This window comes from Bradyrhizobium sp. ERR14, assembly GCF_014198235.1.
Classification (GTDB): domain Bacteria; phylum Pseudomonadota; class Alphaproteobacteria; order Rhizobiales; family Xanthobacteraceae; genus Bradyrhizobium.
On the sequence record NZ_JACIHD010000010.1, the window covers coordinates 67,335 to 92,996 of the forward strand.

21 protein-coding genes and 1 pseudogene are annotated in these 25,662 nt (G+C 64.9%); 13 read left to right on the forward strand and 9 right to left on the reverse strand.

Going from position 1 to position 25,662, the window contains the following annotated elements:
• Window positions 1-41 precede the first annotated feature (41 nt).
• Complete coding sequence (hemE, locus tag GGD62_RS25650) at window positions 42-1,076, forward strand: uroporphyrinogen decarboxylase (RefSeq protein ID WP_183710858.1); 1,035 nt, start codon at window positions 42-44, stop codon at window positions 1,074-1,076.
• A gap of 164 nt (window positions 1,077-1,240) precedes the next feature.
• Here hemE and hemC read toward each other — a convergent pair whose 3' ends face one another.
• The 3 genes and pseudogenes from hemC to GGD62_RS25665 form a co-directional block, all read right to left on the reverse strand.
• Complete coding sequence (gene hemC / locus GGD62_RS25655; protein ID WP_183237601.1) at window positions 1,241-2,221, reverse strand: hydroxymethylbilane synthase; 981 nt, start codon at window positions 2,219-2,221, stop codon at window positions 1,241-1,243.
• A 25-nt stretch (window positions 2,222-2,246) separates the two neighbouring features.
• Window positions 2,247-3,871, reverse strand: a pseudogene (locus GGD62_RS25660) (GMC family oxidoreductase).
• 55 nt (window positions 3,872-3,926) lie between these two features.
• Window positions 3,927-4,517 carry a TetR/AcrR family transcriptional regulator gene (locus GGD62_RS25665; RefSeq protein ID WP_092261595.1) on the reverse strand — a complete coding sequence of 197 codons (591 nt, stop codon included), beginning with the start codon at window positions 4,515-4,517 and terminating at the stop codon, window positions 3,927-3,929.
• 101 nt (window positions 4,518-4,618) lie between these two features.
• Here GGD62_RS25665 and GGD62_RS25670 point away from each other — a divergent pair, with 101 nt between their 5' ends.
• Together GGD62_RS25670 and GGD62_RS25675 are read left to right on the forward strand one after the other, a co-directional pair.
• Window positions 4,619-4,984 carry a nuclear transport factor 2 family protein gene (locus tag GGD62_RS25670; protein ID WP_018323224.1) on the forward strand — a complete coding sequence of 122 codons (366 nt, stop codon included), beginning with the start codon at window positions 4,619-4,621 and terminating at the stop codon, window positions 4,982-4,984.
• 328 nt (window positions 4,985-5,312) lie between these two features.
• Window positions 5,313-7,274, forward strand: coding sequence for a bifunctional diguanylate cyclase/phosphodiesterase (locus GGD62_RS25675; RefSeq protein WP_183710860.1), 1,962 nt, complete (start codon window positions 5,313-5,315; stop codon window positions 7,272-7,274).
• 197 nt (window positions 7,275-7,471) lie between these two features.
• Here the strand turns inward: GGD62_RS25675 and GGD62_RS25680 are convergent, their stop codons facing one another.
• The 4 genes from GGD62_RS25680 to pgm all read right to left on the reverse strand — a co-directional run bounded on the left by GGD62_RS25680 (window position 7,472) and on the right by pgm (window position 12,230).
• Complete coding sequence (locus tag GGD62_RS25680; protein WP_183710862.1) at window positions 7,472-8,452, reverse strand: PDR/VanB family oxidoreductase; 981 nt, start codon at window positions 8,450-8,452, stop codon at window positions 7,472-7,474.
• Window positions 8,453-8,463: 11 nt separating this feature from the next.
• Window positions 8,464-9,216: a GntR family transcriptional regulator gene (locus GGD62_RS25685; protein WP_183710864.1), complete on the reverse strand. Its 753-nt coding sequence runs from the start codon at window positions 9,214-9,216 to the stop codon at window positions 8,464-8,466.
• Window positions 9,217-9,219: 3 nt separating this feature from the next.
• Window positions 9,220-10,269: an aromatic ring-hydroxylating dioxygenase subunit alpha gene (locus GGD62_RS25690; RefSeq protein ID WP_018323220.1), complete on the reverse strand. Its 1,050-nt coding sequence runs from the start codon at window positions 10,267-10,269 to the stop codon at window positions 9,220-9,222.
• A gap of 314 nt (window positions 10,270-10,583) precedes the next feature.
• On the reverse strand, window positions 10,584-12,230 hold the full coding sequence (pgm, locus tag GGD62_RS25695) for a phosphoglucomutase (alpha-D-glucose-1,6-bisphosphate-dependent) (protein ID WP_183710866.1): 1,647 nt from the start codon (window positions 12,228-12,230) through the stop codon (window positions 10,584-10,586).
• A gap of 128 nt (window positions 12,231-12,358) precedes the next feature.
• On the opposite strand from pgm, the gene GGD62_RS25700 reads away from it, so the two are divergent.
• From GGD62_RS25700 to GGD62_RS25710, 3 genes are all read left to right on the forward strand, one after another.
• Window positions 12,359-12,562: a hypothetical protein gene (locus tag GGD62_RS25700; protein WP_143109112.1), complete on the forward strand. Its 204-nt coding sequence runs from the start codon at window positions 12,359-12,361 to the stop codon at window positions 12,560-12,562.
• Window positions 12,563-12,647: 85 nt separating this feature from the next.
• Entirely contained in the window at window positions 12,648-13,793 is a 1,146-nt protein-coding gene (locus tag GGD62_RS25705; protein WP_183710868.1) for a S9 family peptidase, read from the forward strand.
• 50 nt (window positions 13,794-13,843) lie between these two features.
• The gene (locus GGD62_RS25710) at window positions 13,844-14,605 is read left to right on the forward strand and encodes a transglycosylase SLT domain-containing protein (RefSeq protein ID WP_183710871.1); all 762 of its coding nucleotides are present in this window, start codon (window positions 13,844-13,846) and stop codon (window positions 14,603-14,605) included.
• Window positions 14,606-14,616: 11 nt separating this feature from the next.
• Here the strand turns inward: GGD62_RS25710 and GGD62_RS25715 are convergent, their stop codons facing one another.
• A complete protein-coding gene (locus GGD62_RS25715; protein WP_038951059.1) occupies window positions 14,617-15,432 on the reverse strand; it encodes a response regulator transcription factor in 816 nt (271 codons plus the stop codon).
• A gap of 294 nt (window positions 15,433-15,726) precedes the next feature.
• On the opposite strand from GGD62_RS25715, the gene GGD62_RS25720 reads away from it, so the two are divergent.
• Together GGD62_RS25720 and GGD62_RS25725 are read left to right on the forward strand one after the other, a co-directional pair.
• A complete protein-coding gene (locus tag GGD62_RS25720) occupies window positions 15,727-16,884 on the forward strand; it encodes an acyltransferase (RefSeq protein ID WP_183710873.1) in 1,158 nt (385 codons plus the stop codon).
• 91 nt (window positions 16,885-16,975) lie between these two features.
• Complete coding sequence (locus tag GGD62_RS25725; RefSeq protein ID WP_183710874.1) at window positions 16,976-17,824, forward strand: MBL fold metallo-hydrolase; 849 nt, start codon at window positions 16,976-16,978, stop codon at window positions 17,822-17,824.
• Between the two features lie 28 nt (window positions 17,825-17,852).
• Here the strand turns inward: GGD62_RS25725 and GGD62_RS25730 are convergent, their stop codons facing one another.
• Window positions 17,853-18,728: an aldose 1-epimerase family protein gene (locus tag GGD62_RS25730; RefSeq protein WP_179737055.1), complete on the reverse strand. Its 876-nt coding sequence runs from the start codon at window positions 18,726-18,728 to the stop codon at window positions 17,853-17,855.
• 180 nt (window positions 18,729-18,908) lie between these two features.
• Between GGD62_RS25730 and GGD62_RS25735 the strand changes: the two genes are divergently transcribed.
• The 5 genes from GGD62_RS25735 (at window position 18,909) to GGD62_RS25755 (ending at window position 25,564) form a co-directional block, all read left to right on the forward strand.
• Complete coding sequence (locus tag GGD62_RS25735; RefSeq protein ID WP_018323211.1) at window positions 18,909-20,012, forward strand: glycosyltransferase family 1 protein; 1,104 nt, start codon at window positions 18,909-18,911, stop codon at window positions 20,010-20,012.
• Between the two features lie 274 nt (window positions 20,013-20,286).
• Entirely contained in the window at window positions 20,287-21,426 is a 1,140-nt protein-coding gene (locus GGD62_RS25740; protein WP_183710875.1) for a glycosyltransferase, read from the forward strand.
• A gap of 161 nt (window positions 21,427-21,587) precedes the next feature.
• Complete coding sequence (locus GGD62_RS25745; RefSeq protein ID WP_246783443.1) at window positions 21,588-22,868, forward strand: hypothetical protein; 1,281 nt, start codon at window positions 21,588-21,590, stop codon at window positions 22,866-22,868.
• A gap of 30 nt (window positions 22,869-22,898) precedes the next feature.
• Window positions 22,899-24,176 carry a glycosyltransferase family 4 protein gene (locus GGD62_RS25750; RefSeq protein ID WP_018323207.1) on the forward strand — a complete coding sequence of 426 codons (1,278 nt, stop codon included), beginning with the start codon at window positions 22,899-22,901 and terminating at the stop codon, window positions 24,174-24,176.
• A complete protein-coding gene (locus tag GGD62_RS25755; RefSeq protein ID WP_183710876.1) occupies window positions 24,173-25,564 on the forward strand; it encodes a hypothetical protein in 1,392 nt (463 codons plus the stop codon). The genes GGD62_RS25750 and GGD62_RS25755 overlap by 4 nt, the downstream gene beginning before the upstream one ends.
• Window positions 25,565-25,662 lie beyond the last annotated feature (98 nt).

A 25,662-nucleotide genomic window follows, 5' to 3' on the forward strand; every position in this document is an offset into this window, starting at 1 on the left:
GAGCGGTGTATCAGAGGCCATAACCTTGCTCAGGACCATTCGTGCCCCAATCTGCGACGAAACCTTTCATCGACGTGCTCTCCGGCCAGCGCCAGAGCATCCCGCCCATGTGGATGATGCGGCAGGCCGGCCGCTATCTGCCGGAATATCGCGAGGTCCGCGCCAAGGCCGGCGGCTTCCTCGATCTCTGCTTCAACCCGGAGCTGGCGGCCGAGGTGACGCTGCAACCGATCCGCAGGTTCGGCTTCGATGCGGCGATCATCTTCTCGGACATCCTCGTGATCCCCTACGCGCTCGGGCGCTCGGTGCGGTTCGAGGTCGGCGAGGGCCCGCGGCTGGATCCGCTGGATGATCCGGCGAAGGTCGCAACGCTCGCCGCGCGCGCCGACTTCGGCAAGCTCGAGCCGGTGTTCGAGGCGCTCAGGATCGTGCGCGGCACGCTCGATCAAAAGGTCGCGCTGATCGGCTTCTGCGGCGCGCCGTGGACGGTGGCGACCTACATGGTCGCGGGCCAGGGCACGCCCGACCAGGCGCCGGCGCGGATGATGGCCTACCGGCACCCCGAGGCGTTCGCTGAAATCATCGACGTGCTGGTCGAGAACTCGATTCAATATCTGCTGTTGCAGCTCGCCGCCGGCGCCAATGCCTTGCAGATCTTCGACACCTGGGCCGGCGTGCTGCCGCCGGCCGAGTTCGCGCGCTGGTCGGTCGAGCCGACGCGCCGCATCGTGGAGGGCGTGCGGGCCAAGGTGCCGGATGCGAAGATCATCGGCTTCCCCCGCGGCGCCGGTGCGCAATTGCCGGGCTATGTCGAGGCGACCGGCGTCAATGCGGTCAGCATCGACTGGACCGCGGAGCCCGGCTTCATTCGCGAACGCGTGCAAAGCAAGGTCGCCGTGCAGGGCAATCTCGATCCGCTGGTGCTGATCACGGGCGGCGCCGCGCTCGACCGCGCGGTCGACAACACGCTGGCGAATTTTGCCCAAGGGCGGCTGATCTTCAATCTCGGCCACGGCATCCAGCCGGAAACGCCGATCGCCCATGTCGAGCAGATGATCAAGCGCGTGCGGGGCTAGTTCGCCCGCCCCCAACGGGGCGGAAACAAAAAACGCGAAAACAACCCCATGCACAGTAGACAAGTCATTGAAAAAGCTGGGCCGGCAAGATCCGACTCACCAGCCGCGTTTGACACGTCGGGCAAAACAGGCGCACGCCCGCATGATCTCGTGATCGCGGCCGCCTAGCGCGGCCGGCTGCGCTCGATGATCTCGGCCGCGCCCTTCGTCAGCAGATCCAGACCCACGGCACGGCCGAGCTCGCGCGGGCGATTGGCGGGGCCTGCGCGCGAGGCTTCGATGATGGTATTGCCGGAGAGGTCGAGCACGGATGCGGTGAGCGACATCTGATCGCCCGCGATGGTCGAGAAGCCCGCCACCGGCGAATTGCAGTGGCCGTTCAGCACCCAGAGCACCTCGCGCTCGGCGTCCGCGCTGGCATGCGCGGCGGGATCGTCGATCGACGACAGGATCTGCCGCGTTTGCCAGTCCTGCGCGGCGCATTCGACCGCGACGATGCCCTGCCCCGCCGCCGGCAGCATCTCGGCCGCGGTGAATTCGTACGCGATGCGGCCGGCGAGGCCGACGCGGTCGAGGCCCGAACGCGCCATGATCAGCGCATCGGCCGGTCCCACCGTGCCGCCATCCGGCAGGCGCTGCTTCTCGCCATTGTCGAGCTTTCGCACGCGCGTGTCGGCGGCGCCGCGGAAGTGGATCACGTCTACATCCGGAAACAGGCGTCGCGCGTAAGCGGCGCGACGGACCGCATTGGTGCCGATTTTGAAACCCTTGCCGCGGGACTGGCGCAGCGCCTCCAGCGTCACGCCGTCGCGCAGCACCAGCGCGTCGCTCGGCGGATCGCGGGACAGCGTGGCGCCGATGACGAGGCCGGGCGTGTCCTCATTGCCCGGCATGTCCTTCAGCGAGTGCATCGCCGCCTGCAATTCGCCCGACAGCACGGCGGCGCGGATCTGCGCCACAAAGGCGCCGCCCTTGCCGCCATGCGGCAGGAGCTTGCTGGTCTGATCGAGATCGCCCGTGGTGTCGAACTTGACGATCTCGACGTCGAGACCGGGCACGGCGGCGGTCAGGCGGCGCGCGATCTCTTCCGTCTGTGCCAGCGCCATTGTGCTCTTGCGTGTGCCGATCCGAAATCGAGTAGCCAAGTCCAAACCCTCTCAAGACGCGAATTTACCGCGCATCCTCCAATATCATGTCGGAGGCCTTTTCGGCGATCATGATGATCGGCGCGTTGGTGTTCCCCGATACGAGGTCCGGCATGACCGAGCCGTCGACGACGCGAAGGCCTTCGAGCCCCCTCACCTTCAGCCGCTGGTCGACCACCGCGAGCGCATCATTGCCCATACGACAGGTCGAGGTCGGATGGTAGATGGTGCTGCCGCGCTCGCGGCAATATTCCAGCAGCTCGGCGTCCGTGGATACCTTCGCCCCGGGATCGTACTCATTGACAACGAATGGCTTCAGCGCCGGCGCATTCAAGATCTTGCGCAGGATCTTCAGACCTTCGACGTTGGTGGTGCGGTCGGTCTCGGTCGACATGTAGTTGATGCGGATCTCCGGCGGCACCGTCGGATCGGCGCTTCGGATGCGCAAGGTCCCGCGGCTTTCAGGACGGAGCTGGCACACAGAGGCGGTGAAGCCGGAGAAATCGTGCAGCTTCTCGCCCATCTTGTCGGTCGAGAACGGCAGGAAGTGCACCTGGATGTCGGGCGAGGCCAGCCGCGGGCTGGTCTTGAAGAACGCGCCCGCCGTGCCGGCCGCAATGGTCAGCCATCCCTTGCGAAACAGCGCATAGCGCGCGCCGGCCATGGTGCGGCGGAGCGGATGATTGACGGTGTCGTTGAGCGTGATCTTCTGCGAGCAGCGCATCACGATGCGGACCTGCATGTGGTCCTGGAGGTCGTGACCGACGCCCGGCGCGTCCAGCACGACATCGATGCCGTGCTTGCGCAGGAGATCGCCAGGGCCGACGCCGGAGAGCTGCAGCAGTTGCGGCGAGTTGTAGCGCCGCTCGACAGCACGATCTCTCTTCGCGCGCGGGCCCGGCGCACAGCTGCGCCTTGCCGATATTCGACGCCGACGGCGCGGCGGCCTTCGAACAGCACGCGCTGGCCGAGCGCGCCAGTTTCCACCTTGAGATTGCCGCGGGTCCTTGCCGGGCCGAGATAGGCCACCGAAGTCGAGGCGCGCCGGCCGTTGCGCGTCGTGGTCTGGAACAGGCCGACGCCTTCCTGCGTGGCGCCGTTGAAATCAGGATTGTAGGGCAGACCGGTCTCGACCGCGGCGTCGATGAAGGCCTTTGACAACGGATCGGTCACGACCATGTTGGAAACCGGCAGCGGACCGCCGCTGCCATGATACTGGTCGGCCCCGCGCGACTGGTTCTCGGCCTTCTTGAAATAGGGCAGCACGTCGTCGTAGCCCCAGCCGGTATTGCCGAGCTGGCGCCAGCGGTCATAATCCTCGTGCTGGCCGCGGACATAGAGCAGGCCGTTGATCGAGCTCGATCCGCCCAGCGTCTTGCCGCGCGGCTGGAACACCTGGCGTCCCTTCAGCTCGGGCTCCGGCTCGGTCTGGTACATCCAGTTGACGGACTTCTCCTTGAACAGCTTGCCGTAGCCGAGCGGCACGTGGATCCAGATGTTGGAATCCCTCGGGCCGGCCTCGAGCAGCAGCACGCTGTGCTTGCCGTTCGCCGAGAGCCTGTTGGCGAGCACGCAGCCGGCGGAGCCGGCGCCGACGATGATGTAGTCGAATTCGGGATCGGACGGCGCGAGGGAGGAGTTTATGGTCATGTCTTGTCAGTCTTCTTGTTGGTTGGGGCGTTTCCGTCCGCGTGGCTTAGCACAATCATTCCCGCAGGCGCAGCGCCTCGACCAGCGACTTGAACGCACGGGCATATTCCGCGCCTGCCCTTGCGATATCAGCGCGTCCGGCGCAGGCGACCGCTGCCTCCGTCACCGCGCCGAGCAATAGCCGCGCCAGCGGCTCGACCGGCTGCTTTGCGATCAGGCCAGCCTCCATCGCCGCCGCAATCGCGCGCGGCAGCTTGCCGCCAAAATGCTGCGCGTCGATCTCGCGCCAGCGCTCCCAGCCGAGCACGGCCGGGCCGTCGCGCAGGATGATCTGGCCGGTCGGGCCCTTGGCGGTCGCCGCGAAATAATGCTGCGTGCCGGCGACCATCGCCGCGAGCACGTCCTTCTCGGCGCGAGCCGTGCCATCGATCTCGACGACGAGGTCGCGCGAGACCTGGTCGAACACGGCTTCGAACACCGCCTCCTTGGTCTTGAAGTGATGATAGACCGCGCCCTTGGCGACGTGGGCTGCTTCCGCGATCTCGTCCATGGTGGTAGCGGCAAAGCCTTGCGTCCCGAACAGGCGGCGCGCCGCCGACAGGATCGCTTCCGATGTCGCCGCCCGCCGCTCCGCCTGTTTCGCCATGAGTCTCGTCTAATCGAATTCGGCAGGGGCGGCCAGTTGACTTTTTGACCCTCGGTCGGTATTTTACCGACTGTCAGTCGGTTTTAATCGCGAGGTTTGCCATGCCGAGCCGTGATGTCGTCGAAGCTTTTGCGCAGCGGCTGGAGGCCGGGGATTTCATCGGCGCGATCGAGCAGTTCTGCACGCCCGACGCCGCGACCTATGAGAACAACGGCGCCCCGACGATCGGCCGTGACAAGCTCGTCGCCAAGGAGCGTGCCGTGCTGGCGGCCTCGAAAGAGGTCAGGGCCGTCCGCATCGGACCGAGCCTGATCGACGGCGACCACGTGGCGACGCGCTGGACGTTCAGCTTCACCAACGCAGAGGGTGTCTCACGAACGCTGGACGAGATCGCGTGGCAAACCTGGCGCGGCGACAAGCTGATCGAAGAGCGGTTCTATTACGATCCGAAGCAGCTGGGGCGGTGACGACGTCTCTCCACACAGGTGTCATCGCCCGGCTTGACCGGGCGATCGAGTATTCCAGAGACGGTTGTGATTCCTCGATAGGCCGCGGCGTACTGGATGCCCCGGTCAAGCCGGGGCATGACGGCGAGCTAGTGGGGAGCGCCCTTCTCTCGTTACAGCCGTAATCCGAAGTCTGCATTTGTATCGATTTGTTATCGATATCACGTCACGAACACGCAGAAGTGGTCGCGGCGAGCGCCGCAGTCAGGGATAATTCATAGTTCGTCAAAGGTTTGCGGCGAATTTCCCTGAAGGAGCCGACCAACGGCCCGTCCTGCTAGGCTCTGAAATGCGGACTCAAACGACCAGCTATGTCGCGCGGCTGTTCGCGGGCGATTTATCGGCCTTTGGCGGTCCCGCAACCGACGAAGCCGTGGCCGGCCATATCCGCGCCGAGCAGATGTCGCTGGTGCTCGGCTATTCGGTCGGCATCATGCTCGCCAATGCCTGCAACGCCATCGTGCTCGCCATTGCGCTTTGGCAATCGCCGGACAGGATATCCGCCCTGATCTGGGCCGCCGCCGTCGCCAGCGCCGCGATCGCATTCGGCCTGCAATCCCGCGCGGCGCGCCGCATCACCAAGCCGCAATTCGTCTCGCGCCACGCCATGCACCGGCTGGTGCGCAACGCCTTCGTCCTCGGCACCGCCTGGGGCATCGTCCCCGTCGCCTTCTTCGACAATGCTTCGACCGGCGGCCAGCTCGTCATCACCTGCCTGTGCTCGGGCATGCTGGCCGGCGGCGCGCTCGCCTTCGCCACCATCCCGATCGCAGCGATCGCCTTTACGGCCCCGATCTTCGTCGGGATCGCGATCTGCCTCGGCAGGAACGGCGATCTGGCCTTTCTGCTGATCGCCTTCCTCGTCGTGGTCTATGGCAGCGTGCTGATCCGCGGCGTGTTCGTCAATTCCTTCTCGTTCGCGCGGCGCGTGATGCGGCAGATCGAGGCGGAGCGCACGGTGCGGCTGGACCCTCTGACCCACCTGCCCAACCGCGTCGCCTTCAACGAGACGCTCGAGGCCGCGCTCAAGCGACTGGCATTGTCCGGCGAAGAGTTTGCGGTGCTGCTGCTCGATCTCGATCGCTTCAAGGAGGTCAACGACAAGTTCGGCCATCCCGCCGGCGACGAATTCCTGGTCCAGGTCGCAAGCCGCCTGCGACGCTGCACGCGCGCCGCCGAGCATGTCGCGCGCATCGGCGGCGACGAGTTCGCGCTGGTGATGGCCAATCTGGCGCGTCCCGAGGATGCCCTCGAAATCGCCGAACGCTTCGTCGCGGCCTTCACTGAACCGTTCCGCATCGAGGGCCGCCAGATCGGGGGCGCGACCAGCGTCGGCATCGTGCTGGCGCCGCGCGACGGCACTACACCGCTTGACGTCATGAAGAATGCCGATGCCGCACTCTACCGCGCCAAGAAGGTGGGACCTGGCACGATCCGCTTCTTTGAGGCCAGCGACGACAGGGTGTCACGCGATCGCAAGGCGCTGCAATCCGACCTCGAGGGCGCGATCGCGCGAGACGAGCTGTTCCTCGTGTTCCAGCCGTTCCTCGATCTCGACCAAAGCCGGATCACCGGTTTCGAGGCGCTGCTGCGCTGGCAACATCCTGAGCGCGGACTGGTGCCGCCGAGCGAATTCATCCCGATTGCGGAAGAGACCGGGCTGATCCACGAGATCGGCGAATGGGTCGTCCGCCGCGCCTGCGCGACGGTTGCCGAGTGGCCGGACGAGATCAGGGTCGCCGTCAACTTCTCGGCCGCGCAGTTTCATAACGCCGGCATCCTCCAGATCATCGTGCAGGCGCTGGCGGACGCGAAGATCGCGCCGCACCGGCTCGAGATCGAGATCACGGAATCGATGCTGCTGTCGAAATACGGCTCGGCCGAGCCGGTTCTGAACGCGCTGCTGCAGCTCGGCGTCACGGTCGCGCTGGACGATTTCGGGACGGGTTTCTCCTCCCTCACCTATTTGCGCAAGCTGCCGTTCAGCCGCATCAAGATCGACCAGTCCTTCATCCGCGACATGCTGGTGCAGCCGGACTGTGCCGCCATCGTCAAGTCGGTGATCTCGCTCGCGCGCGACCTGCGCATCGCCGTCGTCGCAGAAGGCGTCGAGACCGCCGACCAGCTCGACTATCTCAGGCAGATCAGTTGCGACGAGGTCCAGGGCTATCTGATCAGCCGGCCGGTGTCGGTGGATGGCGTGCTGGCGCTGCTGGACAGGAAGAAGCTTCGGGCGACATTTGCGGCGTAGTTTGCGGTAGATCCTGAGTGCAGGCAATGAGGGAGGTGAGCCCCTCCCCCGCTTGCGGGGGAAGGTTGGGGAGAGGGTGTCTCCGCAACGGGACACTCCCCTAGAGGAGAAAGCCCCCACCCGGCGCTTCGCGCCGACCTCCCCCGCAAGCGGGAGAGGTTGGGGAGCCTGCCGCCCGACTTCCCTAAGCCATTCCCTCAAACCGCATCCGCCCGCAGCAAGGTATCCACCGTGATGGTGCCCCGCGCGCGGGAGACGCAGGCGCAGATCTTCTGGTTGCTTTGCTTCTGATGGTCGCTGAAGAAGACGTCGCGATGGTCGATCTCGCCGTCGACCTCGACCACGTCGATGGCGCACAGGCCGCATTCGCCGCGCTTGCAGTCGTACATCACGTCGTGACCGCTGGCGTTGAGCACGTCCAGCATCGAGCGCTCGCGCGGGATTTCGAGCTCGACATCGGAGCCCTTCAGGCGCACGCGAAACGTCTCGGTCGGCAGCGTGCCGCTGGAGCCGAAGGTCTCGTAGCGGAGATCGGGCAGCGGATGGCCCGCGCCGATCCAGGCGTGGCGTGCGGCATCGAGCATGCGCATCGGGCCGCAGAACAGCGACAGCGTGCCTTGCGGCAATGACGCGAACACCGCATCGAGGTCGAGCCGTTTGCCTTCATCGCTGGCATGAACGACCAGGCGATCGCCGAGAATTCCGGCGAGATCGTCGAGATAGGCAGCCTCGCCGCGCGAGCGCACCGCATAATGCAGCGTGACGTCAGCCCCGCGCCGCGCCAGCGCCTGCGCGGCGCCGAGGATCGGCGTGATGCCGATGCCGCCGGCGATCAGGCAATAATTTTCACGGGACCAGTCCACCGCAAGCAGCGAAGCGGGCTGCGTGATGTCGAGCCGCGCGCCCGGCGCGAGCTGCCACATGTAGCGCGAGCCGCCGCGGGAATCATCGGCACGGCGCACCGCGATCTTGAAGCCGGTCGAGATGGCTTCGCCGACCAGCGAATAGGACCGCGTCTCCGGCAGGCCGTCGATGGTCACGCTGACATTGATGTGGCTGCCGACCGGATAGGCGGCGGCGTCGAACTGATCCGGCCGGATCAGGAATTCGCGGATGCCGGGGGCAAGATCGCGCGTCGAAACGAGCGTTGCCGGAATCCAGGTTTCGATGAAGCGCATGATGACTGCCCTCAATCGGTTGTGGTCTTGATCAGTGCGAGCGCCGGCAAGAGGTCGAGATGGGTGCGGTTGCGCAGCGCGAGGCGCAGATTGCGCACCGCCAGCCGCGCATGCTCGCGCATGACGGCTTCGGCACGCGAGCCTTCGCGGTTCTCGATGGCGTCGATCACGACACGGTGGTGCTCCTGCCCGATGATCAGGATCTGCTGCGCCTCGGGCAGCGCCGATTGCGCCATCACGAAGCCGCTCGGGGATGCGAACGGCAGCGCCGAGGCGCGGTCAATCTGGCGGATCAAGGGTGGGCTGCGCGACAATTCCGTGAGCAGGGCGTGAAAGCGCGCGTTCAGCGTGACATAGGACGAGAACGCCTCGATCGAGATCGGCACTTGCCGCAGCAGTTCGTCGATCGCGGCAAGGCACTCCTTGAGCGGCTCCAGCTCGCGCGCGGAGACGCCGCGCTCGGCGGCGAAGCGCGCAGCGAGCCCTTCCAGCGTGCCGCGCAGCTCGATGGAATCGGAGATGTCGCGCTCCGAAAACGCCTTCACCATGAAGCCGCCGGACGGGATCGCCTCCAGCAGGCCTTCCTCCTCCAGTCGCACCAGCGCCATGCGCACGGGGGTGCGCGAGGCTCCGGTGGTCTCTACCGCCTGGAGCTCGGAGATGCGCTCGCCCGGACGTAGGGAGCCGGACAGGATCTGGTCGCGCAGCGCAAGCTGCGCCTTCACAGTCTGCGAGACGGAGCGGTCGACCTCACGTTCGGCCATGATCTACTCCGCCGCCTGAAGGTGCTGCGGCCCGTTTTCCTTGGCCACCATCCTGTCGATCAGCTTGCGCGTCCACATCGCGCCGGCGTCGATGTTGAGGTTATAGAAGATGCGATCGGGGTTCTCATCCATGGCGCGCTGCTGCGCCTCGAGGATCAGCTCGTCCTCGTGGAAGATGCCGGAAACGCCCTCGCGGATCTCGGAGGTGATGCGCTGCTCACCGATCTGATAGTTGCGCACGAAGGCCCAGAAATAGTGGCAGGTCTTCTCGGTCTCCGGCGTGATGGTGTTGAGCACGAAGCCGTTGACGCCCTGCGAGCGGTCGCCTTCCGGCGCGCCGGTGCCTGTGGGCGCCACGCCGACGTCGATCGCGATGGTGCAGGGAGCCTCGAAACGGATGATCTGCCAGCGATCGACGGGGCCGGACTTGCCGAGTTGTTTCGCCCAGAACGGCGGCGGCTCGATGTTCCGCATCCAGCGCGTCACCGTGACCGTCTTCTCACCATGGGTGACGTCGAACGGCGCCTCCGCCACCGCCTCGTTGCCGATGGAGGAGCCGTGCACGAAGGTCTCGTGGGTGAGATCCATGAGATTGTCGAGCACGAGGCGATAGTCGCATTTGACGTGGATGGTCTTGCCGTCGCCGGCCCAGGCCGGATCGTGATTCCAGTGCATGTCGGGGACCAGCGCGGGATCGGCCAGCGCGGGATCGCCCATCCAGAGCCAGATGTAGCGGTGGCGCTCGACCACGGGATAGGCGCGGACGCAGGCCGACGGATTGATGGTCTCCTGCGAGGGCATGAAGGTGCAGCGTCCCTGTGCATTGTATTTGAGGCCGTGGTAGCCGCAGACGACGGTGTCGCCTTCGAGCCGGCCCTTGGACAGCGGCACCAAGCGGTGCCAGCAGGCATCCTCAAGCGCCGCGACCGAGCCGTCGGCCTTCCGGTACATCACGACATGCTTGCCGCAGATCGTTCGCGGCAGCAGCGCAGCTTTCACGTCCGCGTCCCAGGCCGCGGCGTACCAGGCGTTCATCGGGAAGGGCTTTGTCATTGGTCTCACTCCCACGGCTTATGAATACGTTATGTATACAATAGCGCACGCGCAGAAAGGTTCAAGCTGCAATTTTGCCGTACTAAAGTACCTTTATGTGTTTTGATGTATACAGACAAGGTGGCGGTCATTCCCCGCGAAAGCGGGGAATCCAGTACTCCGCAGCGGGCATGAGACTCACACAACTGGAGCCGCGGCGTACTGGATCACCCGCTTTCGCGGGTGATGACAGCGGTGGATGCGGCAAGCGGTCCGCTTCGGAGCGGCAGAGGTATCCCCGCGGGCAGCAGCGAGAGCCGTAAGCGTTCGGACCCTTAAGCGCCGAACACCTTCGCCAGTCCCGCCTTGGCCTCTTCCTGAATCCGCGTCAGGTGCTCGGTGCTGCGGAAACTCTCGGCGTAGATCTTGTAGACATCCTCGGTCCCTGACGGCCGCGCGGCGAACCAGCCGTAGTCAGTCTCGACCTTGATGCCGCCAAACGGCTGGCCGTTGCCGGGCGCCTTGCTCAGCGTTGAGCGGACGGGGTCGCCGGCGAGATCCTTCAGGCCGAGCTGCTCGGGCGTGACGGACTTCAAAATGTTCTTCTGCGGCCCGGTCGCGGCGACGTCGATGCGGGCGTAATGCGGCACGCCGAACTCGGCGGTCAAATCATTGAAGAGCTGGCTGGGATCGCGGCCGGTCTTGGCCATGATCTCGGCGGCGAGCAAGCCAAGGATGACGCCATCCTTGTCGGTGGTCCAAACCCCGCCGTCGCGGCGCAGGAACGAGGCGCCCGCACTCTCCTCGCCGCCGAAACCGAAGCCGCCGGTGAGGAGGCCGTCGACGAACCATTTGAAGCCGACCGGCGTCTCGACCAGCTTGCGGCCGAGCTTCTTGGCGACGCGGTCGATGATCGAGCTCGACACCACGGTCTTGCCGATCGCGGCATCCCGGCTCCAGTTCGGGCGGTGCGCGAACAGATAAGAGATCGCGGTCGCGAGATAATGGTTCGGATTCATCAGGCCGCCGGTGCGCGTCACGATGCCGTGGCGATCGGCGTCGGTGTCGTTGGCAAAGGCGACGTCGAAGCGGTCGCGCATCCCGATCAGACTCGCCATCGCATAAGGCGATGAGCAGTCCATGCGGATCTTGCCATCCCAGTCCACCGTCATGAAACGGAAGGTCGGGTCGATCGCCTCGTTCACCACGGTGGCCTTCAGGCCGTAACGCTCGATGATTGGATGCCAGTAATGCACGGCGGCGCCGCCGAGCGGATCGATGCCGATCTTGATGCCGGCGGATTTGACGAGGTCGAGATCGACGACATTGCCGAGATCGGCGACGTAGGGCGTGACGAAGTCATAGGCATGGACGTTCGAAGTCTTCAGCGCCTTGGCATAGTCGATGCGCTTCACGCCCTTGAGGCCGTCGGCGAGATAGGCATTGGCGCGCTTTTCGACCACGCCCGTGACATCCGTGTCGGCCGGGCCGCCATGCGGCGGATTGTATTTGTAGCCGCCATCCTCCGGCGGATTGTGCGAGGGCGTGATGACGACGCCGTCGGCAAGGCCGCTGGTGCGGCCCTTGTTGTAAGTGAGGATCGCGTGCGAGATCACCGGCGTCGGCGTGTAGCCGCCGTCCTTGTCGATCATGATGTCGACGCCGTTGGCGGCGAACACCTCGACGGCGCTGACCAGTGCCGGCTCGGCCAGCGCGTGAGTGTCGATGCCGATGAACAGCGGTCCGGTCAGGCCCTTTTCCCGCCTGTAGTCGCAGATCGCCTGCGTGGTCGCGAGGATGTGGCCTTCGTTGAAAGTGTTCTTGAACGAGGTGCCGCGATGGCCGGAGGTGCCGAACGCCACGCGCTGCGCGGGATCTGTGACATCGGGCTTGCCGGCAAAATAGGCCGTCACCAGCCGCGGAATATTGGTGAGCGCGTCCGGCGAAGCCTGCTTGCCCGCCGCGGGATGAACATCAGCCACTGAACTATCCTCGTCGTTGTCAAATTGAGGCCCTGCCGCACCATAGCATTGGGCTTGCACACGCCAACTCAAAAGCCATCGGCCGACGCCGGCAACAAATGGCCGCATTTGGGTCCATGAATGGGGACATGACCATTCTCGCAACGGCCCTGCTGCTCGCCAGTTCCTTGGTGCTATCGTCTCCCGGATACGTCGAGCAAACCGGCGTCGAACGCAACCCGATGCTGCGCAACGCAGCCGTGGATCATGACCTCGCCAAGGTGAGGCGCCGGTTCGAGCGGGAGCTCCGTAGCGACACCACGGACACCTCTGGCGCATCCACCGGGCGCTAGCGCCGCGCGTCGTGCACGTAGGCACCGCAATGCAAATTGCGGGATCGTGCTATGGTCGAGGCCTTCCGGCTGTTCGAATCGCCTCATGGCTGTCCTGCGCAAGCTGCTCCCTCTGCTGATCGCCTGGCTGATCCCGGCGGACGGGCCGTCGTCTGCGGTGGCCGCGGAGTTCTACACCGAGGATCTCCGCATCCCCATGACGGAGGCCGGGCCGCAGGGGCTCGAGGCCTTCCTGGTCCGCCCGGCCGGGACGAAGCGCTATCCGCTGGCGCTGCTCAGCCACGGCTCGCCGCGCAGCTTCGACGACCGCGCGACGATGTCCGCGCACAAATATTACGGCATTGCGCTGGAATATGCCCGGCGCGGCTTTGCCGCGCTGATCGTGATGCGGCGCGGCTACGGCAGCTCGCCCGGCGGGCGCGTCGACAGCGTCGGCGGCTGCGCGAAAGCCGCTTATCTGCCCGCAGTCGCGGTCGCGGTTGCCGACTTACGGGCCGCGATCGATGCGATGGCGCGCCGCCCTGACGTCACAACAACGGGCATGATCGCGGCCGGCCATTCCGCCGGCGGGCTCGCCACGATCGCGCTCACTGCGCAGGCGCCGGCCGGTCTCGTCGCCGCGATCAACTTCGCCGGCGGCCGCGGCTCGCGCGACGACAACGACGTCTGCAATCCCGATGGGCTGGTGCAGGCCTTCGCCACCTTCGGCAAGACCTCGCGCGTAACGACGCTGTGGGTCTATGCGATCAACGATTCCTATTTCGGCCCCGACCTCGCGCGCCGCCTCCATGACGGATTTCGCACCAGTGGCGGCAATGCAAAATTCATCGCGGCGCCGCCGTTCGGTGACGACGGCCACTACCTCTATTCGGTGACGAGCCGTGCGCAATGGACGCCCTATGTCGACGCTTTCCTGCGCGAGCGCAGCCTTGTTAGCCGTGACATCCTGAGCCCGCCCGATCCGCTACCGCCGCCGCGCCAGCTCAATGAGGCCGCGCGGGCCGAGTTCGCGCGCTATCTCGCCAGCATGCTGCCGCACAAGGCGTTCGCGGTGTCGCCGAATGGCGGCTACGGCTGGCGCTCGGGGCACATCACGGCCGACGACGCCCGGCGCGAGTCGCTGGCGGCCTGCATGAAATGGTCGCCGACCTGCACGCTCTATGCGATCGACGACCGGCTGGCTGAACCTGCGCAAGCGACGTCCACCGATCAGAGCGCCCGCGCGCGCTAGTTGCCGCAGCGGAGGCCGGTTTATTAACTCCGGAGCTCTATGACGGACCGATGCTGTGGGATCGGGCAGGCTTCAATCTCGGCGTGACGTGGAGACACGTGGCGGTCGTCCTGCTGTTGTCGGCCCCGATCTGTGCGCGCGCTGGAGACGGCACGGAGCTCGGCGCCGGCGAAACGCCGTCATCCCGGGCCATGATCCGGAAGATCATCGAACGAGAAACCGCAAACACCAATTTACCGGCCGATGTCGCCGAAGCGGTCGTGTTCGTCGAAAGCGGCTACAATTCGGCCGTCATCGGCAGCGTCGGCGAGATCGGCCTGATGCAGGTGCGGCCCGAGACGGCGGCGATGCTGGGCTTCCGGGGCAGCGATGCGGAACTCGCCGAACCCGACATCAACATCCATTACGGGGTACTTTATCTCAGCCGGGCCTGGCGCCTCGCCGGCGGGGATCTCTGCCGGGCCCTCATGAAGTATCGGGCAGGCCATGGCGAAGAAGATATGACCGCGCGGTCGCAGGTCTATTGCAATCGGACCCGCAACCGTCTTGCCGCCATGAATTCGAAGGCTCTTGAGACCGAGGTTGCGGCCGCTCCGAATCCGGCGCCCCGGCCCACTCCCGCAGCACCTACGGCGGCTCCGGCAAAACCGGCGAGCCGCCCGAAGATGGCTGCGCAACCCAAAGCCGTCTATGCCCGCTATCGTCAAGGCACCGCGGCCGCCAGCCGCGCCTATTGGGCGGCGCACGAGGTCAGGGTCAGCCAGATCAAGGCTCGCATCGCAGCGCGATGGAAGCGCGTCGCATCGCGCTGACGACAAGTGCCCTATAGCCGCTCGCTGAGCGCGAGCTTGTAGCCGACGCCGGTGACCGTCGCGATCACGGGCGTACCGCTGCCGACGAGCTTGCGGCGCAGCCGCGCCACCAGCGCATCGACCGTGCGGATGTCGACCTCTGCCTGGCGGTTGCTGACGACCTCGATCAGATAGTCGCGGCTGAGCGGCCGTCCGTCGGCACCGACCAGCGCCGCGAGCAGGTCGAATTCGGCGCGCGTCAGCGCCACCGGCTTGCCGTCGCTGCCGAGCAATTCACGCCGGGTGAGGTCGATGATCCAGTCGCCGAACGCGATCGAATTGTGGTTGCGCGCCGCCTTGCGATCGAGCGAGCGTCGCCGCAGCACGCTGCGTGCGCGCGCGAGCAGGTCGCGCAGATTGATCGGCTTGGTGACGTAGTGGTCGCCGGCGATCTCGAGGCCGAGGATGCGATCGACGTCGGTGTCGCGGCGCGTCACGAAGATGATGCCCGCGTTGCTGGTTGCCTGGATCTCCTTGGCGAGCTCGAAGCCGTCACCATCGGGCAGTTGCACGTCGAGGAAGATGAGATCGGTTCGAGCGCGCAACGCCTGGCGGCACTCCGCGCAGGAACTGGCGCCGACCACGTCGAAATTGTTCTCGCTGAAATAGCCGACCAGCATGGTCCGCGTCACCGGATCGTCCTCGACGACGATCAGCCGCTCGCGGCCGGCGGGACGCAACTCCTTAAGTGCGGGATCAACCACGGTCTTGGGTGTCCTGTGTGCCTGGGACCCGACCTGGAAATTCAAGTCACCGCGCAATGCGCTGTCATGTGAACGGACATTCACGACTTGTTCGAGCCCCCGAAATTGCCTGCTGGAATATTAGGCGCGTTGCGACGCGCAAACAATATTGCTCATGGTCTCCAGGGATTAAGTATGAATTGGCCCACAATTCTCATTCCGCGCATCGTACCGCAGGATGGCCCCTGGGAGCCTTGCGCCGGCCCCGGGGCCGCCGATCCCACACATTCAGCTTTGGACTCAACCGGCGGTTAACGTAAAGACAGCCTTCGGCTTCGGAAAGCCCACCTGCACCTCTATTGTCCCGCCTGCACAATACGAAACCACCGAGCAGGCGTGATGCAGGGGCAGGCCCGGTTGGCTGCCGGTCGAATCGAGCAAAGCATAGCGCCGTTCGGCCGTTCGCACACGCTCGATGTCCTGCGCGGCCTGGCCATCGCCGGCGTGATGGCCATCCACGTCTCGCAGTCGTTTCCATCCAATATCCACGCCGTCGATTACGCCTTCATGTGCGGATGGACCGGCGTCAACGTGTTCTACTTCGTCAGCGCCATGACGATGTGCCTGATGTGGACGCAACGTGTCGAAACCGGTCCGACGCGGAAGTTCTACATCCGCCGCTTCCTGCGCATCGCGCCGCTATTCTGGCTCGCGATCCCGATCTACCTCGTCATCAACGGCACCGGCCCGAGCGCCAATGCGCCTGGCGGCATCGGGCCAGCTCAAGTGATCCTCACCGCGACGTTCCTGCACGGCTTCTGGCCGGACAGCGTCAACAGCGTCGTGCCCGGCGACTGGTCGATCGCGGCCGAGATGACGTTCTATCTCGTCTTCCCGCTTCTGATCACCGCGTTCGGCTCGCGCCGCCATCTCTATCTCGCGCTGGCGATCGTGCTGCATCTCGTCAATGTCTGCCTGTTCAAGCCGTGGGCTTTCGCGCTGTTCTCCGCCTATTACGGCCCCGGCCACGAGACATTCGTTTGGACCACGCTGCACATCAGCTTCCTGAACCAGCTTCCGGTCTTCCTGGTCGGATGCGCGCTGTTCTTCGCGCTGCGCGACGGGTTTGCCCGGTCGGACGCCGCGATCTATGCGGTCTTCATCGCGCTGTCCTTCGTTGCCAACCGCGTCACCGGCTCGCACGAATTCAACTATCTCATGATCAACCTCGTGCTCGGCGCACTGGTTGCCGGTTGCATCAAGCTTGCCATCCGCTTCCAGCCGCTTGAGGCGCTCGGCCGCAATTCCTATTCGATGTACCTGTCGCACTTCGCGGTGATCTACGGCTTGCATCAGCTCTGGCCGCTCGCGGACGGGCTGGTCTCGCTGCTCATCGCCTATGTCGTCACCGCCGCGCTGAGCTATCTCGTCGCGCGCGCGACCTGGCATCTGGTCGAACGGCACGCGCAGGATCTCGCGCACCGCCTGACCTCGGCGGGATCGGACCGATCAATCGTCCCGCCGACCATTGCCGCGACCGCGGCCAGCGTCCCCTAAGTCCCCCGCTGCACGCTCCGGGCCTGATGCGGCTTGCCTCGCTGCCGCCTCCGAATCTACTGTGGAGACTCTTCACGCTGGAGAAGGCGCCATGGAGGTCATACTGCTCGGCACCGGCGGCCCGCGCCCGGACCCGCGCCGCATGGCGACGACCACCCTGATCAGGCTCGGCGACGAGAACATCCTGTTCGACGCCGGCCGCGGCGTCGTGGTGCAGCTCAGCAAGGCCGGCGTTCCGCTCGGCTCCATCAACACGGTCTTCCTCACCCATCACCATTTCGACCACATCGGCGATCTCTACGATGTGATGCTAAATTCATGGATGCATGGTCGCAAGGACGATCTGCGCATCTATGGACCGCCGGATACCGAGCGGCTCGTCGACACGCTGGTCACGCAGGTCTACGACAAGGACATCGCCTGGCGCGATCAGGGCGAGCCGACCTTCGGCGGCTGGAAACCGGTCGTGGCGACGGACATCATTCCCGGACCCGTGCTCGACACCGCCCGCTGGAAGATCAGCGCCGAGCTCGTCTCGCACGGCGACGGCCTCGACATGTCGCCGGCGTTCCTGGCGCGCTGGATGTGTCTCGGCTACCGCTTCGAGGCGGAGGGGAAGGTCATCGCGATCTCCGGCGACACGGTCCCCTGCCCCGGTCTCGATCGGCTGGCCGAGGGCGCCGATTTGCTTGTCCAGTGCTGTTTTCTCGCAACGCCCGAGATCAACAACGAGCATCTCCGCCGCCTTGCGAAATTCACGATCGCCTGCGGCGACACCGTCGGCAAGGTGGCGGCCAAGGCCGGCGTCAAGAAGCTCGCGCTGACCCATCACCGGCCGCGCACGGATGACGCCATGCTGAACGCGCTGCTTGCGGATGTCAGGCAGGATTATGCGGGGCCGGTCGTGCTCGGCGAGGATCTCACGCGCATCGAGGTCTGAGGGCCGACGCTCAGCTCGCCCTTCGGCTTCAGGACGATCCGACCTCGATCCGGAACGACAAGCGCTCTTCCGCTCCCGGCGCGATATGCATCAGCCCCGGCTTGTCCGCGAATTCGCCGTCAAAGCCGGCGGGACTGGCATAGCCACGCCAGGGCTCGATGCAGAGGAACGGCGCGCCCGACGGTTTCGACCAGACGCCGAGCTCGCGAAAGCCGCGCCAGGACATTTTGAGCCAGGGGCCGCTGGACGCGGTGTAGCGGACCGCGTCGCTTTCGATCCGGTCGAAGATGACGGCGTCATCGACGAACAGGGATTCCGACAGGGGGAGCGCGGCACCTTTGACTGGGCTCGGCTCCGTTGCCGGGCGCAGCAGCCCGCCATCGAGTCGGCGGACGGGAGAGGATTCCACCTTCGCAAAGGCCAGCGCGTAGTCCTCTTTCGCGCTTCCGAGCCGGAGCGGCCAGTTGAAGGCGGGATGACCGCCGATCGAGGCTGGCAATGTCTCCTTGCCGGTGTTGGCGATCGTGAGCGTCAGGTCGAGGCCGGCCTCATCGAGGACATACGCGGCCGTCAGACGGAACGCGAACGGATAGAGCGCGCGGGTCGTCTCGCTGTCTTCGAGCACCAGCGTGCAGCGGCTCTCGCCGCGCTCCGCCCATGCAAAGCGGCTGTCGCGCGCAAAGCCGTGCTGGGTCATCCGGTATGTCTTGCCCCGGTGCCGCAATTCGTCCCCGGCGAGGCGCCCCACGATCGGAAACAGCAGCGGCGCATGGCGCGGCCATTCCGGCCCGGCCTGCCAGACGAATTCGGTGACATTGTCCTTCAACGAGCACAGCTCGGCGCCGTGCGCCTTGATGGTCGCGGTGAGCCCCCCGCTGCGGAGGGAGTGGGTGTCGTCACTCATGGCGGACATCTACACCGCGACCTCACACGCAGCAAGGCAACGTCAGCCATGCAGGTGAAACGTCTCCACCGTGCAGGGCTGCGTCATATTTCTGTACCTAACGGTTGCTCCTTTGCGGTTCGTCCCCCGCCTGCTTGCTGCAGGGCGGCCCGGACTCCGATCAACCACTATGGTAGCCAATTGAAATTCTTCATCAACGGTCGTTTTCTGTCGCAAAAGCTCACCGGCGTTCAGCGTTATGCCGCCGAGATCGTCAAGGCGATCGACGTGCTTTTGGCGTCGGAGCAAACTCCCGCCTCGCTGCGGAACGCAGACTGGCAGTTGCTGACGCCCGTGGATGCAAGCGAGCAGCTCCAGCTGGAGCGAATCAAGATTCGCGCCGTCGGCCGCTTGCGCGGGCACGCCTGGGATCAAATCGACCTGGCACGCGCCGCTGCAGGAGGCCGCTTGATCAGTCTCGCCAATTCCGGCCCCGTGTTCCATCGCGACCACATTGTGGTGATCCACGACGCACAGGTCTTTCGCAGGCCCGACTTCTTCAACTGGCGCTATCTGGCAGTTCACCGAACCATGGGCCGGCTGCTCGCCCGGCACGCAAGCATCGCAACCGTATCGGCCTTTTCGCGCAAAGAGCTTGCCGAGGTGCTGAATCTGTCAGCAACGGCGATCCCGGTTTTCCCCAATAGCGCCGAACACTTCGCCAGGACGAAGCCGGATCCCGACATCATTGCCCGGCTCGGCGTTCAGCCGCGAAAGTTCTTCCTCTTCGTGGGCTCGAAGACCAAGAACAAGAATCTCTCCATCGCGATCCGCGCTGTCCAGTTGCTCGATCGAGCCGACGTTCCCCTGGTCATCGTCGGAGGGGATAACAGCAAGGTCTTTCAAGACAATTCGGGCGACGGGGTTTCCGGCCTGCTGCTCGCCGGGCGTCTGACGGACGGCGAGATCGCCGCTCTCTACGCGCATGCATCGGCATTCGTGTTTCCCTCGCTGTACGAGGGCTTCGGCGTGCCGCCACTCGAAGCCATGATCTTCGGTTGCCCAGTCATTGCCTCGACGGCCGATGCGGTCGTGGAGACGTGTGCCGACGCCGCTGCGTATTTTGACGCCAATGATGCCGAATCGTTGAAGCAGCTGATGCTCGAAAGATTGGCAATCGGCGCCATCTCCGATCAGGAACGGCGGCGGCAGCAAGAACGCGTTGCGTTCTTTTCGTGGCAAAAGTCGGCGAAGTCGTTGCTCGATCATCTCGCACCATCGGCAAACGTTGCCAGCGCTGCTTGAAGTTCGATGCACTTCGCTTATCCCGCGCATCGGTTTTCGCACAAACGATTTGCAACTGGCTGCAACTCGCACACCTGCGCATGGTTCCACGAAAAGTTTTCGTTCTTCCCATGACAATCATGCGCACAAAGAGCTTGGCGCAACATCACCACATCGCTGCCCCAATATCGCTACGTATTCGAGGAACTGTCTCTCGCACTAGCGAACACTAGCGAACTCAGAACAGGGATACAGGATGTCCGGCTCTCCAACGCGGCCCTACGGAAGGCAAACGATGAAAGTGCTGCACATCGCCGAGACGATCCGGGGCGGGATTGCCAGCTACCTGAACGAGTTGCACCCACAGCAACAGGCGAGCTTCGGCACCGGGAACGTGCACTACGTCGTGCCGTCGGATCATCGCCGCGATCTTCCGGCGATCGATGACAACCAGATTACGACGTTCGAACGATCCGGTCGCGGCATCTCTGGGCTATTCCAGATGTTGCGCGCAAGCATGCAAGCGCTGGATGCCTTTCGCCCTGATGTCGTTCACCTGCATTCCTCGTTTGCGGGCCTGGTGCTGCGCCCGGCGCTGGCGGCCCGCTCGGACGGACCGCGCGTCGTCTATTGCCCGCACGGCTGGGCGTTTTCACGCGAGACCGGCCGCCTCAGTCATCTCGTGACGAAAGCGGCGGAGAACCTCCTTGCCCGCACGTCGGACCGAATCATCTGCATCTCGAGCGACGAGTTCAACGAAGCCGTCCGCGCTGGGATTCCCGCCGAGCGCCTCACCCTCGTCCATAACGGCATCTCGAAGAGCCGCACACCGCAGCCTGTCGCGGCCGACTGGACGTCCGAAAAGGTCAAGGTCCTGTTCATCGGACGGCTGGACCGCCAGAAGGGCTTTGATCTCCTGATCGAAGCAGCACGCTCGCTCGAGGACGTGCTGGAGATCCGCATGATCGGCGCCTCCGTCGTCAACAAGTACGAAGGCCCGAGCGTCCCGTCCAACGTGTCCCTGCTGGGCTGGCTCGATCGCCCGACCATTGAGACCCAACTCGAGGCCGCCGACCTCGTCGTGATCCCGTCGCGATGGGAAGCCTTCGGCCTCGTTGCCCTGGAAGCGATGCGCGCGGCCAAACCCATCCTGGCGTTCCGCAGCGGAGCATTGCCCGAGATCGTCGTCGATGGCGTGACCGGCGTGCTTTGCGAGCCCGTCGCGGTCCAGCCACTCGTCGACGGTTTCCGGCGAGCACTCGATCTCGACCTCAAGGTGCTGGGACAGCGCGGTTACGACCGGTTCAAGCAGTTTTATGACGTTCAGAAGACGCATGGGCAATTGCAGCAGGTCTATGCCGAGCTGCTCCATGACGACCGGACACCGATCGACGCGAAGGCGGGGCTGCAGTCGGACCTCTCCAAGAATTTCTGATGGCTCGACGTTCACACTTGCCCTCGCAGATGCAGGAGATCGCGATGGCGATGTCATGGACCGGACTGGGTGTCACCGCGAACGCAGCACGCGCGAGCATGAACTAGCCGATGATATTCTCACGCACCTTGGTTCGCGGCAGCTTCCGCCTCGCGGGCATCATGGCATCGATTTTTTTGCCGGTCTCCGTCTGCGCACAGCAGGCGCAACCGCTCGATGCCCGATTCCTGCTGGGCGTCGGCACCCATCAGGGGCTGGGTGGCCCGGTGAGCGCGCGCGGATACGTTCCTTCGGAAAACGTCGCGCAGATCAAGCAGCTCGGCCTCAACGCCTTCCGCGATGACTTTCCCTGGTCCGATTTCGAGGTCGGGGGACGCCGGATGGGCTTCACGCCCAGGCTCGGCCGGCTCGAAGCGCAAGTCAAATCCGGCGTCGCGCGCCCCCTCCTGATCCTCGCCTTCGGCCATCATCTGGTTCCGAATTCCTCACCGCCGACCACCGATGAGGCCCGGCAGCGGTTCGCCGATTATGCCGCGGCGGCGGCGCAATCGGTCGTGGCGCAGCATCCGGTCTTCGAACTCTGGAACGAATGGAATCTGGCGGCGAAGAAGGATCCGGCGTTCTCACCGGAGAACTATCTGGCGCTCGCGCAAGTCGCGCGGCCGGCGGTCAAGCGCGTTGCACCGCATGCGCCTTTCCTGGTCGGAGCTCTCGGCGACGATCCGGGCTGGACATGGACGGAGAAGATGCTGCGAACCGGCATTCTTCAGCATGCGGACGGTGCTTCGATCCATCTCTACAATTTCTGCATGGGCCCGAGCAAACGCACGTCGGCCGAGATCATTGATCGGCTCACGGCGTTTCACCGTCTCGTCGGCCAGGCCAGCGGAAATCCTGACTTCCCGATCTACGTCACCGAGACGGGCTGGACCACGGCCACCAACAAGTGCGGCGTCAGCGAGCAGGCCCAGGCCGACAATACGGCTCAGCTCATCCTGTGGGCGTCGACCGCGACACGCTGGCTCAAGGGCATGTGGCTCTACGAGCTCAAGGACAGCGGAAAGAACCCGTCGGAGCTGGAGGATAATTTCGGGCTCTATCGTTTCGATAATTCGCCAAAGCCGGTTGCCTGCGCGGCCCAGGGGGCCTGGGCCTTCATTCGCCCCAGCCTGAGTGCCGAGCGACGCGAGCTCGCCAGCGGCGTCGTGTCGATCAATGCATCGACGGCTTCCGGCGGCAGAGTTGCAGTCTGGTCCGAGGCCCCGGACCGACGTTACGAGATCCGGCTCAAGGGCGATCAACAAGGCGCAAGCTTTGCGATGCCGTGCGACCAGGCGGCAAGGCCTGCGTCCGGGGTCTGGATCCCCGTTTCGAGCACACCGGTTTTGATTGCAGCCAATGACAGTGCCGTTCCCGTCCTGGAGATAAGGCCGGCGCGGTAGACGCGATTTTGCAGATATGAGGTTGATGCGATGAAAGTTCTTTTGACGTCCACGCTTTATCCGACGCCTCAGGCCCCAAAGATCGTCGGCGGCGCGGAGATTTTCGCCCGTCGTTTCGCCGAAGGTCTGGTGCAGCGCGGTGATGAGGTGGAAGTGATCCGGGCCGCATCCACGCCTCATCAGGCACCGGAAACCTGCGACGGCATCAACGTCTACTCCGCTCCGGTGCGGAACGTGTATCTGCCCTTCACGGAGCAGAAGAACGTCGCGCTCCGCAGCATCTGGCACGCGGTCGACGACTGGCAGATGCAGGCCCCCCTGATCGCGGAGCGCATCCGGGCCTTCAAGCCGGACGTGCTGCACTCCAACAATCTGTCGGGCCTTACCACCGCGATCTGGCGCGTTGCCGCGCAGCTCGGCGTTCCCGTGCTCCATACGCTTCACGACTATTATCTGACTTGCCCGCGCTGCTCCCGCTTCAACAATGGGCGATCCTGCGAGCACACCTGCACGAGCTGCGGAATTCTGAGCTTTCATCGCAAGCGCGCCACGCATTGGCTCAGCGCCGTGGTCGGCGTGAGCGAGCGCGTCCTGTCCATTCATACCGACATGGGCATGTTCTCGGAGACGCCGATCCGCACCGTGATCCGCAACGCCTCGACCGAGCCGCCGCGCGAGCCCTACCCTCGGCCGGTCTGCACCACGGAAGTGACGTTCGGGTTCATCGGCCGCCTCACGGAGGAAAAGGGCATCGACAATTTGATGCAGGCCCTTGCTCAGCTGCCCCGTGATCGGATTCGAATGATGATCGCCGGACGGGTCAGCGAGGAGGAGCAACGGCGCCTCAGGGCGCTCGCGCCCGATGCGCGAATCGAGTTCATGGGCTTCGTGGTGCCGGACGATTTCTACAAGCAGGTCGACGTCGTGATCGCGCCCTCCATCTGGCACGACCCCGGTCCGCTCGTCGTCGCAGATGCCAAGGCTGCGGGCAGGCCGCTGCTCGGCACGCGCTTTGGCGGCATGCCCGAGGTCATCGAGCACGGCGTGACCGGCTGGCTGACCGAAGCCGATCCGCAATCCCTGGCCAGGAGCATGCTCGCGGTCGCAGCCGATCCGCACAAGATCGACGAGATCAGCCGGCGCCTGATCGCGGATACCAACAAATGGATATTCTCCGACGTGCTGTCTTCATACAAGAACCTGTATGAACAATTGCGCGAGCAGCGGATGTCGCACGTGCGCGCAGCAACGGCCGAAGCGTCGCAGGGGCCGTCGATCGTCGGCAAGGAGCGCCTCATTCCGCGATGACACGCCTCCTCGCGATGGCGGGCTACGTCTATCAGAGCGCCGCGGCGATCATCCTGATCTTCGCGATCAGCCATCTGCTGCCCGCCGCCGACTACACCAACTTTTCCCTCGCGCTGGCCTCGAGCCAATTGCTCTGCGTCCTGATGTTCGAGTGGCTGCAGCTGGCCGGACTGCGGTTTCTGGCGGCAGCCAAGGAAAACGAGGCGGCGCGGCTGAGGTGGTCGCTATTTGCCGCCGGCCTGTCGAGCGCAGCCGCGCTCGTCGTGGTCGGGAGCTGCGCGTCTGTGGCCAGCGTGCTCCCGACCGGGATCGTCGCGTTGGGTCTCGGCATATCCGTGCTCCAGGGCTTGACGGATCTTTACTTCCTGTCGGTCCGCCTGTCCGACCGGCTGGGCATCGCATCCTTTCTGCTCGCGCTGCGTGCCACCGCCCTTCTGATTGGAGCCGCCGCGGGCGCATTGATCTCGGGAACGGCCGAAGCGGCGCTGCTCGGCATTGCCTCGGGTCACGCCCTCGGCCTCCTCGCCGGCCTTGTCGCCTATCGCACGCCGATGGAGCGCGTCTCGCCGCAGACGATGCTGGCCGACTGGAAGGAGTTCTCCCGCTACGGCATGCTCGCGGCAGGCGCGTCCGTCATCCATCTGTCGGTGCCGGTGCTGCTCCGTGTCATCGTCGTCGGCCAGCTGGGTGCGACCGGGGCCGGGGCTGGATTTTCGATTGCGCTCGACCTCCTGCAACGTCCCTTCTGGGTTCTCAATGCGGCGATCCACACCGTGAGCTATCCGGAAGTGGTCAACGACTTCGAGCACGGAGGCAGCGCAAAATCGGTGCAGTCGGCGCGGCGGATGTTCGAATTCATGATCTGCACGACCCTCGTGCTACTCGGTGGTCTGATTGGATTCATTCCAGATGCCGGCCGTATCCTGGTGCCGCAGGCGAGCCTGAATGGCTTTCTCGAGACGGCACCAACGGTCGCCGCCTTCTATTTCCTGCACACCCATCTGCAGGCGACGATCGCGGTCGTTCCCCACCTCGAGAAGCTGGCGACCAGGCTCGTCGTCGTCGCGGCCTGCCAGCTCGCCATCGTTGTGTCCCTCTCCCTGGTCGCGGTATCGGCCGGCCTGTCGCCGCGGGGGGCGGTCGGCTGCGCTGCGGTCGCCACGCTCGCGACGATCCTGGTTGCACTCGGTCCCACGCTGCGGTTCGAGGCGTTCCCGCGCTGGCCGTTGGTCATGCAGGCGGTCGTGGCCGCAATCCTGATCGGATCGCTCGGTTCGATACCGACGGAGCCCGCGGCATGGCTGGCCGGCAAGATCGCGATCGCCGCGATGGCAACGGCGGTCATCGGATGGCGCGGAGACTTTCTGATGCTGGCCCGCCGCAGCTGATTGGCTGCATCAGCGGTGGGCGAAGCGGATCTGGTTCCGATACGGAACCGGGTCTTCATCAGCGGTTTCGCGGCGAACGCTGCACCATCCCTGAGCAA

Excerpts from the sequence above, each read along its gene's own strand:
- GGD62_RS25665 (WP_092261595.1), bottom strand. The coding sequence starts at position 4,517 with ATGGCGAAACAGGCGGAGCGGCGGGCGGCGACATCGGAAGCGATCCTG.
- GGD62_RS25670 (WP_018323224.1), top strand. The coding sequence starts at position 4,619 with ATGCCGAGCCGTGATGTCGTCGAAGCTTTTGCGCAGCGGCTGGAGGCC.
- GGD62_RS25675 (WP_183710860.1), top strand. The coding sequence starts at position 5,313 with ATGCGGACTCAAACGACCAGCTATGTCGCGCGGCTGTTCGCGGGCGAT.
- GGD62_RS25680 (WP_183710862.1), bottom strand. The coding sequence starts at position 8,452 with ATGCGCTTCATCGAAACCTGGATTCCGGCAACGCTCGTTTCGACGCGC.
- GGD62_RS25685 (WP_183710864.1), bottom strand. The coding sequence starts at position 9,216 with ATGGCCGAACGTGAGGTCGACCGCTCCGTCTCGCAGACTGTGAAGGCG.
- GGD62_RS25690 (WP_018323220.1), bottom strand. The coding sequence starts at position 10,269 with ATGACAAAGCCCTTCCCGATGAACGCCTGGTACGCCGCGGCCTGGGAC.
- GGD62_RS25700 (WP_143109112.1), top strand. The coding sequence starts at position 12,359 with ATGACCATTCTCGCAACGGCCCTGCTGCTCGCCAGTTCCTTGGTGCTA.
- GGD62_RS25705 (WP_183710868.1), top strand. The coding sequence starts at position 12,648 with ATGGCTGTCCTGCGCAAGCTGCTCCCTCTGCTGATCGCCTGGCTGATC.
- GGD62_RS25710 (WP_183710871.1), top strand. The coding sequence starts at position 13,844 with ATGCTGTGGGATCGGGCAGGCTTCAATCTCGGCGTGACGTGGAGACAC.
- GGD62_RS25720 (WP_183710873.1), top strand. The coding sequence starts at position 15,727 with ATGCAGGGGCAGGCCCGGTTGGCTGCCGGTCGAATCGAGCAAAGCATA.
- GGD62_RS25725 (WP_183710874.1), top strand. The coding sequence starts at position 16,976 with ATGGAGGTCATACTGCTCGGCACCGGCGGCCCGCGCCCGGACCCGCGC.
- GGD62_RS25730 (WP_179737055.1), bottom strand. The coding sequence starts at position 18,728 with ATGAGTGACGACACCCACTCCCTCCGCAGCGGGGGGCTCACCGCGACC.
- GGD62_RS25740 (WP_183710875.1), top strand. The coding sequence starts at position 20,287 with ATGAAAGTGCTGCACATCGCCGAGACGATCCGGGGCGGGATTGCCAGC.
- GGD62_RS25745 (WP_246783443.1), top strand. The coding sequence starts at position 21,588 with ATGGCATCGATTTTTTTGCCGGTCTCCGTCTGCGCACAGCAGGCGCAA.
- GGD62_RS25750 (WP_018323207.1), top strand. The coding sequence starts at position 22,899 with ATGAAAGTTCTTTTGACGTCCACGCTTTATCCGACGCCTCAGGCCCCA.
- GGD62_RS25755 (WP_183710876.1), top strand. The coding sequence starts at position 24,173 with ATGACACGCCTCCTCGCGATGGCGGGCTACGTCTATCAGAGCGCCGCG.